Origin of the sequence: Streptomyces sp. CT34 (assembly GCF_000805335.1) — a bacterium.
Lineage (GTDB): Bacteria > Actinomycetota > Actinomycetes > Streptomycetales > Streptomycetaceae > Streptomyces.
This window is the reverse complement of sequence record NZ_KN708638.1, coordinates 6,647,716-6,660,775: the sequence shown is the minus strand read 5'-3', so window position 1 is coordinate 6,660,775 and position 13,060 is coordinate 6,647,716. Positions and strand designations below refer to the sequence as shown.

General features: G+C 68.3%; 15 protein-coding genes and 2 pseudogenes. 5 read left to right on the top strand and 12 right to left on the bottom strand.

What is annotated here, in order from left to right:
• Window positions 1-22: 22 nt before the first annotated feature.
• Both RZ84_RS29060 and RZ84_RS29055 read left to right on the top strand, forming a co-directional pair.
• A complete protein-coding gene (locus RZ84_RS29060; protein WP_043267137.1) occupies window positions 23-595 on the top strand; it encodes a GNAT family N-acetyltransferase in 573 nt (190 codons plus the stop codon).
• Window positions 592-1,176 (top strand): flavoprotein, encoded by a 585-nt coding sequence (locus RZ84_RS29055; protein WP_052230219.1) that lies wholly within the window; start codon window positions 592-594, stop codon window positions 1,174-1,176. Before RZ84_RS29060 ends, RZ84_RS29055 begins: the two co-directional genes overlap by 4 nt.
• On the opposite strand, the gene RZ84_RS29050 is transcribed toward RZ84_RS29055, so the two are convergent.
• Complete coding sequence (locus RZ84_RS29050; RefSeq protein ID WP_157878930.1) at window positions 1,148-1,687, bottom strand: hypothetical protein; 540 nt, start codon at window positions 1,685-1,687, stop codon at window positions 1,148-1,150. The two genes, RZ84_RS29055 and RZ84_RS29050, sit on opposite strands and share 29 nt — an antisense overlap.
• 45 nt (window positions 1,688-1,732) lie before the next feature.
• On the opposite strand from RZ84_RS29050, the pseudogene fxlM reads away from it, so the two are divergent.
• Both fxlM and RZ84_RS41875 read left to right on the top strand, forming a co-directional pair.
• Window positions 1,733-3,083, top strand: a pseudogene (gene fxlM, locus RZ84_RS29045) (methyltransferase, FxLD system); the annotation flags it as partial.
• A gap of 71 nt (window positions 3,084-3,154) precedes the next feature.
• Window positions 3,155-3,833: pseudogene (locus RZ84_RS41875) on the top strand (hypothetical protein); the annotation flags it as partial.
• Window positions 3,834-3,857: 24 nt separating this feature from the next.
• Here RZ84_RS41875 and RZ84_RS29040 read toward each other — a convergent pair.
• From RZ84_RS29040 to RZ84_RS29025, 4 genes are all read right to left on the bottom strand, one after another.
• Complete coding sequence (locus RZ84_RS29040) at window positions 3,858-4,607, bottom strand: SPDY domain-containing protein (protein WP_043267135.1); 750 nt, start codon at window positions 4,605-4,607, stop codon at window positions 3,858-3,860.
• 15 nt (window positions 4,608-4,622) lie between these two features.
• Complete coding sequence (locus RZ84_RS29035) at window positions 4,623-4,910, bottom strand: hypothetical protein (RefSeq protein ID WP_043271125.1); 288 nt, start codon at window positions 4,908-4,910, stop codon at window positions 4,623-4,625.
• Between the two features lie 290 nt (window positions 4,911-5,200).
• Window positions 5,201-5,554 carry an SPDY domain-containing protein gene (locus tag RZ84_RS29030; protein WP_043267133.1) on the bottom strand — a complete coding sequence of 118 codons (354 nt, stop codon included), beginning with the start codon at window positions 5,552-5,554 and terminating at the stop codon, window positions 5,201-5,203.
• Window positions 5,555-5,790: 236 nt separating this feature from the next.
• Entirely contained in the window at window positions 5,791-6,312 is a 522-nt protein-coding gene (locus tag RZ84_RS29025; protein WP_078894303.1) for a 6-pyruvoyl trahydropterin synthase family protein, read from the bottom strand.
• A gap of 401 nt (window positions 6,313-6,713) precedes the next feature.
• Between RZ84_RS29025 and RZ84_RS29015 the strand changes: the two genes are divergently transcribed.
• Complete coding sequence (locus RZ84_RS29015) at window positions 6,714-7,172, top strand: DUF6233 domain-containing protein (RefSeq protein WP_157878929.1); 459 nt, start codon at window positions 6,714-6,716, stop codon at window positions 7,170-7,172.
• Between the two features lie 874 nt (window positions 7,173-8,046).
• Here RZ84_RS29015 and RZ84_RS29010 read toward each other — a convergent pair.
• The 7 genes from RZ84_RS29010 to RZ84_RS28985 all read right to left on the bottom strand — a co-directional run bounded on the left by RZ84_RS29010 (window position 8,047) and on the right by RZ84_RS28985 (window position 13,030).
• On the bottom strand, window positions 8,047-8,457 hold the full coding sequence (locus tag RZ84_RS29010) for a hypothetical protein (RefSeq protein WP_043267128.1): 411 nt from the start codon (window positions 8,455-8,457) through the stop codon (window positions 8,047-8,049).
• Between the two features lie 111 nt (window positions 8,458-8,568).
• On the bottom strand, window positions 8,569-8,745 hold the full coding sequence (locus tag RZ84_RS39265) for a hypothetical protein (protein ID WP_157878928.1): 177 nt from the start codon (window positions 8,743-8,745) through the stop codon (window positions 8,569-8,571).
• A gap of 55 nt (window positions 8,746-8,800) precedes the next feature.
• The gene (locus tag RZ84_RS29005; protein WP_043267126.1) at window positions 8,801-9,844 is read right to left on the bottom strand and encodes a SpaA isopeptide-forming pilin-related protein; all 1,044 of its coding nucleotides are present in this window, start codon (window positions 9,842-9,844) and stop codon (window positions 8,801-8,803) included.
• A 71-nt stretch (window positions 9,845-9,915) separates the two neighbouring features.
• Window positions 9,916-10,284, bottom strand: coding sequence for a hypothetical protein (locus RZ84_RS29000; RefSeq protein WP_157878927.1), 369 nt, complete (start codon window positions 10,282-10,284; stop codon window positions 9,916-9,918).
• A gap of 153 nt (window positions 10,285-10,437) precedes the next feature.
• The gene (locus RZ84_RS28995) at window positions 10,438-10,926 is read right to left on the bottom strand and encodes a hypothetical protein (protein WP_043267123.1); all 489 of its coding nucleotides are present in this window, start codon (window positions 10,924-10,926) and stop codon (window positions 10,438-10,440) included.
• A gap of 25 nt (window positions 10,927-10,951) precedes the next feature.
• Window positions 10,952-11,788 carry an SPDY domain-containing protein gene (locus RZ84_RS28990; protein WP_043267121.1) on the bottom strand — a complete coding sequence of 279 codons (837 nt, stop codon included), beginning with the start codon at window positions 11,786-11,788 and terminating at the stop codon, window positions 10,952-10,954.
• Between the two features lie 24 nt (window positions 11,789-11,812).
• Window positions 11,813-13,030: a hypothetical protein gene (locus RZ84_RS28985; RefSeq protein ID WP_157878926.1), complete on the bottom strand. Its 1,218-nt coding sequence runs from the start codon at window positions 13,028-13,030 to the stop codon at window positions 11,813-11,815.
• Window positions 13,031-13,060: the final 30 nt, after the last annotated feature.

Below are 13,060 nucleotides of genomic sequence, written 5' to 3'. Positions count from 1 at the left end.
GCCTGCGGGTAGGGTCCCGACCATGCACCCGGTCGACATCGCCGGCCCCCGGCTTCAGCTGCGCGAACTCACCAGCAACGACGTGGAAGCCGTACACGCCATCTACGGCGACGCCGACGCCACCCGCCACCTCAGCTTCGAACCCCGAACCCGCGAACAGGTCAGGGAGATCGTCGCCCACTCCATCACCTTGTCCAGCGAGCAACCCCGCACCGAATTCGCCCTCGCCGTGGTCCGCCAGGAGGACAGGAATCTGGTGGGCTACGCCCGTCTGGCACTCGACCCGCACGCCCAGAAGGCCGCCACCATCGGCTTCGCCCTGCGCCCGGACACCTGGGGCGCGGGCCTGGGCACCGAAACCGTCCACCTGATGTGCGCCCTCGGCTTCAACCACCTTGGCCTGCACCGCATCTGGGCCGCCCGCGCTCCACTGAACGCCGCCTCCGCCAAGACCCTGCTACGCGCCGGCATGACGGAGGAAGGCCGCATCCGGGAGCACGTATTTGTACGCGGAGCGTGGAGGGACTCGATCACGTACTCGGTCCTCGATCACGAATGGCGGGCGCCAGATGGATTCGCGCCGGCCAATGGATGACACCATCGCATCGCGACCGATTGGAGAGCCGCCGCGTGTCCGACCCGCCTAGCAAGCCTTTCTTGTATGTCGTGGTCTGCGCGGCCGGGATCGCCGGGGACGTCAGCAAGTTAGTCGCCGCCGCCCAACAGCAACACTGGGACGTCGGTGTCGTCGCCACCCCCCAAGCGCTCGGCTTCATAGACGTGCAGGCGATCGAGGCCCAGACCGGGTATCCGATCCGCTCTGCCTGGCGCACGCCCGGTGAGCCTCGCCCGCTGCCGCCTGCGGACGCGATTGCCGTTGCCCCGGCTACCTTCAATACGATCAATAAGTGGGCCGCCGGGATCTCTGACACCCTGGCGCTGGGCATCCTGTGCGAGGCATACGGCTTCGGCATCCCCATCGCTGTCCTCCCGTACCTCAACTCCGCCCAGGCCGCCCACCCCGCGTATTGCCGGAGCCTGGATCGGTTGCGCGAGATGCGCGTCCTGATCGGCTCGTACGAACCTCATCGGCCGAAGGCAGGTGGCGGATCGGAACGTTTCCACTGGGAGGAGGCGCTGGAGCTGCTCACTCCGGAGGCGCCGGAGCGGGCGTAATGCAGCTGTGGCCCGATGCATTCGATGCGCCGAGCCACAGTTGCTGGAGGCCATCCCAGATGAGGGGGTTCGCGCCGATTGCCACTTCTGCGTTGGCGAGCATTCGGGCGATCTGGATCGGGAGGTTTCCGAATTCCTCCATGGCGACGTCGAATGGGTCCACGTGGCTTGCTTCGCCGTCGCGCGCGATGCCTTCGATGACGTAGCGGAAGCCGCGTGGCAAGGTCCCGTCGTCCAGGACCTTCCATGCTGCACCGTGCTCGCGAATTCCGACATCCGCCACGTACGAGGCCAGATCGTTGTGGAGGGTGCCCCAGTCATCCTGCTCGAATTCGTCAAGCGGGAGCCCGGATACGTAATCCTGCAGCGGGCCGATGAAGATCAGCGCGTCCTGCTCGAATTGCTCAGCGGCAACGTTGAGCATCTCGGCGATCCCGAGCACATTCTCATGCGCGTCCTGGGTCCACTGGTCGAGGTTGGCCCGCGCCTGGTCCGCCTTGGAAATCTGCATTCCTTCTCTCCCGTCCACCCCAACCGTGTCGGCCTGCCGTCCGCAGACCAACACGCCATGTCCCACATCGCGCGAAGGTAGTCATGGCGTCGAGTGAACACGCCTCGCCAGCAACGGAATCGGGCTCCGCGGCGATAGCGTCAGCGCGGTGAACACCGACAAGCTCACCACCCCCGAAGCCGACGCCGAACGGCTCCGCAACGCCCTTGTCGACCAGATCAAGGCCGACGGCCACGCCCGCACCCCTGCGGTCGAAGCCGCTCTGCGCACAGTGCCCCGGCACCTTTTCGTTCCGGACGCTCCGCTCAGGGACGCCTACGCCAACGCGACGGTGAACATCAAGTACGACACCGACGGCACGTCGATCTCCTGTGCCTCCCAACCCGGGGTCGTCGCCCTCATGTTGGACCAGCTCCAAGCCCAGCCCGGTGCACGTATCCTCGAACTCGGCGCCGGCACTGGCTACAACGCCGCCCTCGCCGGCCATCTCGTCGGCCCGGCCGGACACGTCACCACCCTCGACGTCGACGACGACCTCGTCGAGGGCACCCGTGCCCACCTCGCCGCCGCCGGCGTCACCAACGTCGAGGCGCTCACCCGCGATGGCGCCCTCGGCCACGCCGAAGGCGCACCCTACGACCGGATCATCGCCACCGTCGGTGCGCACGGCATTCCTCACGCCTGGCTCGACCAGCTCGCACCCGGCGGCCGGCTCGTCACCCCCCAGCGGCTCAAGGGCAGCGTCTCGCGCTCCATCGTCTACGAGAAGCGCGACGGCCAGTGGGTATCGCTCGGTTCCGAGATGAACACCTTCATGCCGCTTCGCAGGGGCATCGCCGACGATGACCGCCGCGTCGTCCCGCTCACCGCGGACGGCACGGTACGGCTCCAGGCCCCGGCCGAGCAGCAGATCGACTCCGAAGCTCTCGCCAATGTTCTGGACCAGCCACGGACCGAGGAGTGGACCGGCATGACGGTCCGCGCCATGGAGAGCCCCGAGTGGATGGAGCTTTTCGTCTCCTGCTCGCTGCCCTCCGGCCTGATCCGGATGCTGTTCCCGCAAACCGCCAAAGGCACGGTGCTCACCGAGGACCCCTACCCCTCGTCCACGGCCGCCGTGGAGAAAGGCGCGGTCACCTACCTCGCCCGCCGGCTCTCCGAGCGCAAGACCCCCGAAGGCGGCAAGCTCTGGGAGTTCGGCGTCATCGGTCACGGCCCCGGCAGCGACGTCTTGGTCATGAAGGTCGCCGACGCCATCCGCACCTGGGACCGCGAATACCGTGGCCGGGAGGCCATGTTCGAGATCCTGCCGCTCGACGGCCCCATGGTCGAGGAGCGACCTGGTGTCTTCCTCCTCGACACCCCGCTCAACCGCATTCTCGTCACCTGGCAGTAGCACACGGACCGTGGGGCGTCCGCCACCTGATCGGTGGGTGCCCCACTTTGCCTCTTAACCCTGGGGACTCCATGGATCCGCACGGACCTATAGCCCAGCGCTTCCCGCTCATCTCACGATTCCGCCCCGCCTGCCTGCCGCTTCTCCGGCGCGTGCAGGCCCTGGTCGAGCTTGCCGACACCGGCAGCCGCCAAGGCAGACCAGGGACTGACCTCCGCGGTCTACAACCAGGCCGCGCTCCTCGCCTCCGACCTCGGCCTTCCCGACCACGCCCGCAAGATGTGCCACCAGCACGCCGCCGCCTACCTCCACGCCACCCCGCTTCCCGGCATGACCGCGATCCGGGCCCTCGAACCGGTCGTCAACCTCGCCCGCCTCCAGATCCGCGCAGGCAACACCAACGACGGCCGCCACCGCCTGCTCAGCCTCTACGAAGCCGTCAGCAACAGCACCAGCGCCCAGTTCGAAGACATCTCCATACCAGCCGACCTCACCACCAGCGACACCGACCGCCACGAAGTACGCGCGTGGCTATGGCGCGTCATCCTGGCCGACGGCACCCGCACCCTGACCACCGCCGGCCGCTGGGCCAACGCCCTCGCTCACGTCCAAGAACACCGAGGCATCGGGCAGCGCATGCTCGACGGCCGCCAAGTCGCTGTGCTCGCCACGCTCGGCCACAACCCAGCCGACGCCGCCACCGTCGTCGCCGAGACAGCACCCGGCGAGCCCTGGGAGGAAGCCGTGTCCGGCCTCATGCGGGCCGGACCGGGGTCAGCTGCGGTGGACGATGGTGAGGCGCTGCTCCGCGCTCTGTGGCAGCCGGTGGCGTGCCACGGGGACGGGCGAGGCGAGCGAGGCGGCAAAGACTGCGACCAGCTCGTTGGGGACGCTCGGGCTGAAGTTCGCGCACCACAGGTAGGGGGCTCCGAACAGGGGCTCCGCCCATGCCTGCCAGCCCATCAGGTCCTCTCCCAGATCGGCGTCGGCGATCAGCGGCGGCACCATCTCAAGCGAGACGTGCGAGGCGAAGCCCGGGTCCGTGGCGGCAGTGCTGGGACGGTCCACATCACGGAGCCAGCCCTGATCGTTCAGCGCCGTGACCACCACCTCGGGCGCATCAAAGCCGGCATCGGGCACCGCGCTGGCATCGAGCGCGATGAGGAAGTCGTGGAGCACTTCGGGCGGCACGCCGGTGGTGAAGTACGCGTTCCACTCCATCAGGGCGCTGACAGCGTCCGGACGGGCGGAGATCTGCAAGGCCACACTCAGTCCGCCCAGCGTGAACGGGCTGTTGGCCAGCACCCATTCGGCGCCGCGCAACTCGTCCGGGCTCACGTACAGCAGCGTGTCGCGGGAGGTCGGCCACATGCGCCAGCCCAGGCCGGTGAGGGTCTCGCCGATCCGCTCAGCGAGGGCATCGTCGTCACCCGCCAGGTGACGCGGGGTGACCCATTGCACCGGGTTCGGGAAGGCGGGACGGGGGAAGTCAGCGGGGTGGTGCGTGTTCAGGGGCGCCTCCATGGGCTCGGGAGTGGTTCACTGCCCGCCGCCGGGGCGGGTGCCGCGCCGACGGCGCGGCGGTGCCTCGGTCGGCTCGTGCCAAGTCAGCGCGACGGCGACGTCGGGCGGGAGCGGACCGAACTGCTCGGCCTCCTCCGGCTCGTTCAGGAACAGCACGGGACGGCCCTTCTCGTCGCGGGCGCCGGCAACGGCGCCTGCGCGGTGGGCCATCGGGAAGTCGGGGTTGATGGCCAGCCGCACCACGGCGTCGCGGTTGCAGGCCGACAGCTTGTCGAACAGGTCGCTGACAGTCGGCTCCGACAGCGCGCCAAGCGGCTCGTCGTCCTTGGCTTCGGCGATGAACACCACCGGTCGGCCGGCCTCGTCACGGGTGGGCACCACGCCGCCCAAGCGGCGGGCAGTGCGCGCGAAGGGGTTGATCCACAGCCGGACCACCACGCCGCCATCGCCGGCGGACAGACGATCCAGCAGGTCGTCGACGGTCAATTCCGGGGCCAAGACGTTCTCCTTGCAGTCACGGGCGCCCCCTGAGGGGACAGGGCAGGTTACGTGCCGTACGCGAGCGCGGCCCTGAGCCGCGTGGCGGCAGTGGCTCACAAAGGCTGGGAGGTGGCCAGCACGCGCTGGACCGTGGCCGCGACGATCTCCGCCGGCGTTTCGGTGTCGAACCTGATCCGGTAGCCGGGGACCTTGGCGGTGCCGGTGACGGCGAGCGTCCATCCGTCGCCATCGGTGCCAGTACGGCCGAGCGGGAACCATCCGAGATAGAGACGGCCGTCCTTGCTATTGATGTGGACATCGGCCCGGTCGTCGACGACGAGGTTGAAGAACTCCGCCTTGAAGAGGTCGGTGACCATCGTCGGCTGGCCAGGGCCTAGCTGCCATGAGCGCAGTTGCAGGGCCTCCGCGGTGGTGGAAAATCCGGGCGTGGATGCGTTCACGGTCACAGGCATCACCTCTCTGACCTGGGGTTTCCGGGGAAGGTCGTCTACGTTGACATGCCCCTGCAGCTTCCACCAGCCCTTTCGGGATCTTTCCCGTCTGCCGCAGGCGAACTAACGAAAGGGAGGCAAGCCCTGCCTGCTGCCTGCTGCCTGCTGCCTGCTGCCTGCTGCCATTCAACCGAGGCGTCTGACATTGAACCCAGACGTGTTGGGAGAGCCTTTGAATGGTTCGTCTTCGCTTACGAGCGAGTGGTGGGGGTGTAGGAAACTTCATACCGTCGGTATTGCGGCCCACCCGAGTCGGTAGACCCAGTGTCGACGGTTGGCCCGGAAACCCGAACGGCAGCCAGGTGCGGGAGCCGGTCCGCCCACATCCCGTAGACCCAGCGAGCCACGTCGGCGGGACCGCATCGATCCTGTAGCGCGCCGTCGACCTCGTTGAGATGCCGGAGGTTGACCTGCCCGGCGACCCACACGTCGAACTCGGCAAAGGCAGTGTGCACGGCCACCGACTCGTCCTCGGTGAAGTTCCCCTCCCGGGAAACATCCAAGGTCACGGACCATTCGTGGCCGTGGATGCGGGCGCAAGGATGCCAAGAGGGCAACCTCGGCTCCGCGTGCGTCGCGCTGAAGTCCGCCTTGTGAGTCAACGTCATCATCGGCTCGCGTCCCCGTCGTCCGTCGTCGTCGCCTTCGAGGAAGGCTACCCGCCACCCTGCCTGGGCTGCAGCGATCTGTCCGACGTTGGCGGACGGACGCATGGTCAGAGATCAAGACGGCTGGGTTCGAAGCCAATCGCCTCGATTGGATGACGAGGGAGAACGGGAACACGGAGGAGCCCGAGAGATATCTCGGAATCGAACAGATGATTGAATAAGGGTATGGCGATCGCCTCCTATCCCGCCGACCTACTCCAAGCCCAGCGTGACTGGCGCCGCACGTATGAAGCGCTCTCTGTGCTGCCTCCCACCGCGGGAACCACGGCGCTGCGCCGCCGACTCCTGTTGCTGTCCTCCCGGATCGTTTGGCACCAGCACTGGTCGGTTCGGCGTTCTTCGCCGGCTGCTCGGGTGGAGCTGCGCCGCCAGGCACGCGCGCTGGAGACCAGGGCCGCGTAAGTGGGCAGATCGCTGTGACCGGGTCTCCGTCCACGCCCTTCGCCTTGATCACATTGGTCACGCCAGACCAGCAGGAAATACGGGTGCGTCTGTACGAGAGGTTGCAGACCACAGGGCGGTTTCCGTGGCGCTTCCGCATTGGCGTTCCTTCATGGATCGCGACCGAGGACGGTGTGGAGCCTGCCGAGTATTCGGTGTGGGTCACGGACCGGCAGCTCCGGCCGATCGAAGGAGTGGACCTGTCGGTCGTACCGACGCACCGGCGTCTGGAGGCGCTGCCGCTGCCGAAGCCTTCGGGCTGGGTCGTGCGCCCCGACTCGCAACGTCGCGGCGGCCGGCTCGTGCACGACACCGCGTGCCGACGCGCCGCCGATGGGGGTCAAGAACTGGGCTCCCTGGAAGCACTGGATGCGCTGATGCGCCCAGGGACGAAAGCCTGCGGCGACTGCGCTGCCGCCGAAGTTCTCCTTCCTGCATTGGAGTTGGGTCAGGGCTACGCGTAGCCGCCGCGGATCGGTCCCGCCTGGGCATCGCCTCTCGGAGGGCGACGGGGATCCTCTACCGTGTCGGGCCATGACGTCCTGATCATCGGCGGCAGCGAGTTCCTGGGCACTGAGCCGATCCGCCAGGCGACGGCGGCGAGACACACGACGGCCGCAGCCTTCACGCGGGAGCGCCGTCCCGGCGCTGCTGCGGTGCATGCCAAAGCCTCCGGAATCGCGAGGTGGATTCCGGGGGCGGGGTTCGGTGGTACAGGTGAGGTCAGCTCTCGGTGGAGGCGTCGTCGTTGAGTCGTCCGTACGGCGTCGGCGGGCAATGACCAGGCGCGTAGGACCTCGGTCGTTCGGGTGTAGGCCGGCGGAACGCGGGCAGGGGGTGGTGAAGAACGGATCACGAACAACGGGGTGAGCACCATGCACGGCGGCGGAGGATTCAGCGGGGGCGGGCACCACGGGGGTGGATTTAGCGGGCACCATCACAGCGGTGGGTTGGGCCACCACGGCAACCACCACCATCACACCGGGGACTCGCAGGGCTTCGTCTCGATCCCCGCTTTCCGGCGTCGTGGGACATCAGGCCATTCCACGGGAGTGAATCCCAAGCGCGTGGCACTGGCCTTCGGCGTGGTGCTGGTCGTGGGCATCATTCGGCTGCTGGCGGCCCACTAGGGCTGCCTGATGAGTCGGTAACGGCCCGCTTCGCGGATCGTTCTTGCCCCCATCGGTCAGACCCTAAGGCCCCGGGCCACGACGCAGGCAGCGGCGTGGCCAGGTCATGGCGGTGTCAGTGCGCGTACGCGTAAGACCCCCGAGCTGTCGCTCGGGGGTCTTGTCGTCGTTGGAGTTCTGTCCTGGGCTGCTGGCCGTCGGCGACCGGTCAGTGGACGTCGATGGTGGCCTTCCAGGTCGTGACAACGTGGGGGCAGGTGTGCCCAGGAGCTGTCACGACGCAGTGGTGGTGCGCGGTGATGGTGCTGTGTCCGGGCTCTTCGGCTTGGAAGGCGGCTTTGGCGTCGCCATTGGGAGAGGTGCCTCCCTCAGTCCGTCGCAGCACGTCGGTGGCGGAGGCTGCGGGTTTGTCCCACACCCACTTCACCCCGTCACCCCGCATGGCTTTGAGGTTGACCCTGATCTTGTCGCCGGGCGCGGTGGAGATGGTCCTCCCGTTATCGGCGGCGCTCAGGGGTGTGGCGCTCCGTGTTGCCGCGTGGGCGTCGGGAAGCGTTACCGGGGCGGTCAACGCGGCAGCAGCAAGCGCGGTGACGGCGAGAACAGTCCTGCCAAACACGGTGGTCCTCCTGGAAGGCGTGACGTACGCAGCCAGTGAACAGGTGCCCCCATAGGCCAGGTCGGTCAACGCAGTCCGTTCACCCGAATGGGGCCGGGTGCTGCCGCCGCTCTATGCCCTGTCGGCACGCCCCATGCGCACGGCGGCGACGAGAACCGCCACAATGCCGGAGCCCTGGGCCACGCCCTGGAAGAAGTCGGAGGGGATCAGGAATCCCGTCCCCAACAACAGCAGGCCAATCACCATCAGGCCGGTCACGGGCGAACTGGTTACAGACACTCGCTTCATACGGTCACTGTAATGGGCAGGAACAATGCGCCGTTGATGCAGCATCCCTAGTTGGTCAGCTCTCGGCGGTGCCGTCATCGCTTTTGCCTTGCGTGCGGCGGCGGGCAACGAAGACCGCGATCCCGCCGGCGGTAAGGAGTAGTGCGGCGCCGCCGATCAGCCACGGGGTGGCGTCGGCGCCGGTGTGCGCAAGCGTGCCGCCATTCGCGGGGGCTGCGGTGCTCGATGTGGTCTCGTCGATGGACGGGGTACCGGAGGGCGAGGCGGAGGGGGACGAAGTGTCCTCGTCTCCCTCCGGCTGGTCGGGGGTCGACTTGTCGGTGGGCTGCTCCGTCGGCTTGTCAGTGGACTGCTCCGTCGGCTTGTCGGTCGGCTGCTCCGTCGGCTGCTCCGTGGTGGAGGTCTTGGCGTTGGTGACGGTCACGGTGACGGGAGTGCCCGGCTTGGCTGTGAAGGTCTTCGAGGGCGTGGAGAGGTCATAGCCGTCGGGCGCGTTCGTCTGTTTGGCCCAGAAGTCGGTGCTGGTGCGGTTGTTGACCGGCAGTTGGGCGGTGGCAGTGCCCTTGTCGCCGGTGGTGAGGGTGAGGAGAGTCTTGTCGCCGGTGCCGATGTTGACGGTGGCGCCGGGCAGGAGTTTGCCGCTCTTGTCGTCCTTGGCCTGCAGCAGGAGTGAGGCGGGCTTGAACGGGTCGATGATCGTCAGCGGGGCGGCGGTGCCGGGTGTGACGATGACGTCCTGGTCTTCGACGGTGTCGTGTAGCTTGCTGCCGCTGGAGTCCTCCTTGAGGCGGTAGACGCCCGGCGTCAGATCCTTGAAGACGAGCTGTCCGTCGGCGTTGGTCGTGCCGTTGGCTGCCTCCTTGCCCGCGGAGTCGAGGAGGCTGAACGTGGCTCCGGAGAGGACGTCGCCTGCGGGGTCCTTCTTCAAAATGGCGATCCCGCCGGTGTCTTCCGCGGCACGCGGCGCGGGGGCAGTGGAGTTGGAGGGGGTCGGCTCGGGGCTCTGGGCCGAGGCGGTTGGGGCCCAGGCCAGGGTGCCGGTCACGATGGCAGCAACAGCGACAGCGGCGGGAAGACAGCGGACAGAACGGATGCGCAAGAAGGCACTCTCCTGGTTGAGTTGTGACTGGAATGCCCCTCAGTGCAAGGGCGTTCGGGTTTTCGGGCGGTTCAGCGGGATCGGCCCGGCGTCGGGCCCGGAGGTGGGACCGCAGGTGCTGAGCTGCGGCGCGACGGGGCGTTGATCACGTAGCGGCGTGCTGCCGCTCGCACGAGCTGCTGTTGCTCTTCGACGGGGCGTTGTTCGATGTGGGCCATGCCCTGGGCGATGGCGTGGCCGAAGGGCGAGCCGGCTTCGAGACCTGCGGCCTGGACGATCTGTGCGGCGGCTTCGGCTTCGACGAGGAGGCCGTACTCAGCAGGGACGCCAAGCATGAAGGGGACCTCCTGCCGCACGCCGCTGAGGGCCTCGGTCAAGGTCATGCCGTCGTACATGACGCTCTCGACCAGATCGAGGGTGGTCGCAGTGGCGCTGTGCAAGCGGTCACGGAAGGCAGGGTCGGTGAGCCAGAAGCCGTTCGGCCCTGGCGATGGGGTGGGCTCGCTGCCCGCAGTGGTGTGGGGCTGGGGCGGGCGGCGGCGTGAGAGCAACCAACGGGGCGGCGGCATTGGTCTCCGTATACAGATGAGTGGTCAGGGGGTGCGGCCGCTGCTGCGGATGGGCTGCGGGGGCAGTGCGGTACGGGAGATGGGGCTCGCAGAGCGTGCCGCCGTGTGTGCTTTCCAGGCGCCGGGGAACCACACGTTGCTGTATTGCTCGATGGCGTCGCGCAGTCCGGTGGTCACGGCGCCTTCCCACGGTGGTTTGCCGGGGCGGTGGTACCTGCTGAACGTGCCGTACTTCTCGCTCTGCCGGGGTGTGTTCAGGGCTTCGTCACGGCGGTGGAAGGTGCCGTGGTCCACGAAGCTGAGCGCCACGGCGTCAGTCTCGCCGTTGTCTGGATGAAGCAGTGCGGCTCGAAGGCCGCCGTAGGTGTCCGCGTAGATGGTCTTGGTGAAGTCGATCCGCAGGCGTAGCGGTGCGCCCTTGATGGGGGTGGCGTAGTAGGTGTTGCCCACAACAGTGCTGTCGGTGAAGGGAAGGCACAGCTCAGCGAAGAACTCGGCGGCTTGTAGGGGGATTTGGCTCCTCCGGGGCTGAGTTGGGTTATCGGCGCGGGCCGCTGCGGGTAGCGGGCGTGGCGGGCGGGAGTGTGGTGGTGCTCCAGCGGGGCACGGCGTGCGTGCCGAGCGCGGGCGGGCGTCGGCGGGCAGCGGCAGCGCGCTGAATGTCGAGTGGGGTGGGTGCCGCGGGCTTCGGTGGCTGGACAGGGGTGAGCTGGGCCAGTTTCGCGAGCTGAGGGTTGAGGTCGTTCTTGAAGCGGGCGATGGGGGTGGGGTCGACGAAGCCAGCAGCCGTGGCCGCGATCAGATGCTTCGGGGTGCGCGCGGTGAAGTGCGCCTCGGCACGGGTTCCCCACCCGGAAGGCCCGGCCCACAGCCTCACCACCTCGGCGTCCGGGCCGGTGCTGACGACGTCGATGCTGGCGCCCGCCAACCGGTCGGGCGAAAGGAACTCCAGCTTGCCGTAGGCGAGCGGTTTGCTTTCCCAGCCGGCGTCGAGCAGGGGCTGTACCGCGTCAGGCCACCAGTACGACCGGTCGGTCAGGAAGCTGTCGCTATCCTCGTCCCACTCGTTGGCCAGGGCTGTGGTCAGGCCGCGGACAATCTCGGGCGGCATGTTGTCGTTGAAGCTCGCGGTCCAGCGGGCCGCGGAGACAGCGTCCTCGGCGGCGCTGATCTTCCACACGTCGAAGTCGTCGCCGAACCAGCCAATCTTGATGCGGTAGTCCGGGGAGGTGATGAGGAGCTGGCAGGGACCGTTCATGTGGTGGTGCGGCCAGTGGGCTACGGGCTCGAAGCTGGGGTCGCCGGTACCGCCGAGGCCGGCGAGGTAGCGCGGGGAGACGTAGACATCTCCGTCGATCGGGGTGGGGTTGGTCATAGGGCACATCCGTCGGGGCGGGGTTCATCGGGTGGCGGTCGGGCGCGGGGCGGGCGTGGCCGGCTTCGACGGGGCAGCCGTGGACAGGCGCGGTGTCACCGAAGCCGGGGACGGTGGGGCGAGTTCGGCCAAGACCTGGCGTTTGAGTGCGCCGCGTTGGTCGGCGTTCAGGACGGTCGCATCCAGGCGGCCAGGGCTGGTCTCGAAGAGACGCAGCCGGTGACGGATGTGGTCGTAGCCGGTGGGGTGCTCGTCGGCCAGGCGGCGCAGGGCTTGGTCGAAGACGCGACAGTGGGCGGCGTGGTCGGGCTCGTCCTGTTCGCGCTGGGTGATGGTCCGGGCGAACTGTCGGGCGAGGCGGGTGTTCTCGGCGGTGCGCTGGTGGATGGCGACCAGGAACCGTCGGGCGTTGAGGACGGCGAAGGCGGCCTGCCGCGGCATCGCGTCAAGGTCGGCGGTGAGCGGACCGAGTGCCGTGGGACTGGTGGCCCGGGCGAGCGGGGCGGTCATCTGGGCCAGTTGGTCCAGCGCGGTGCGCCAGCGGCGCAGCAGGAGTGGGTGACGCAGCTCGACGTTGCGCTCGTCCTGTTCGCGCGCGTCGTCGGCGACGGCGTTGCGGAAGGCAAGGGGGCTCCTGGCGAGCAGGTCGTGGACGGGCGGTGTCATGGTGGCGAAGAGGTAGCCCTCGCTCGCGCCCTGCTCGATCGCGTCGAAAACGTCGGCCGGACCGGGACGCTGGGCCGGGGGCTCAAGCTGGGCCGTGGCGTACTCCTGGGCTAGGAGTTGCTCGAAGCGGTCGCGGAAGGCGCTGCGCAGCCAGAGGCGGGCCGTGGCGGCGGAGTCAGTATCCACGTGGTGTCCGGCGGAGGCGCGGTGTTCGGTGCGCCGTCGGTCGGCTTCCTCGGCGCGGGCCTGGGCCAGGGCGGTACGGATCTGCTGGAGCTGGCGCAGGGTGCGTTCGGCCCGTGGGTCGCCAGTCCAGGTCATGCGCTCGGAGGCGACCTGCATCTCGCCCTCGGCCCAGCGCAGTGCGTCGACGAGGTCGTCACGGAAGTGTGGCCCGTGGAGCAGCTTGCGGGAACTGCGAGGCAAGTGTCCGGTCGCATCCGCGATGGCGGCCGTGACCAGGTTGCGGAAGCTGGCTTGCAGCAGCGGCTGCAGTTTCGCGGCGCCCATGTGAGCGACGTCGTTCAGGCGCAGGGAGTGCCGCTCGGACGATGAGGAATGGGAGGGCTGAGGCATGGCGGTGGTTCCTGTTCAGCGGGCAGGGCG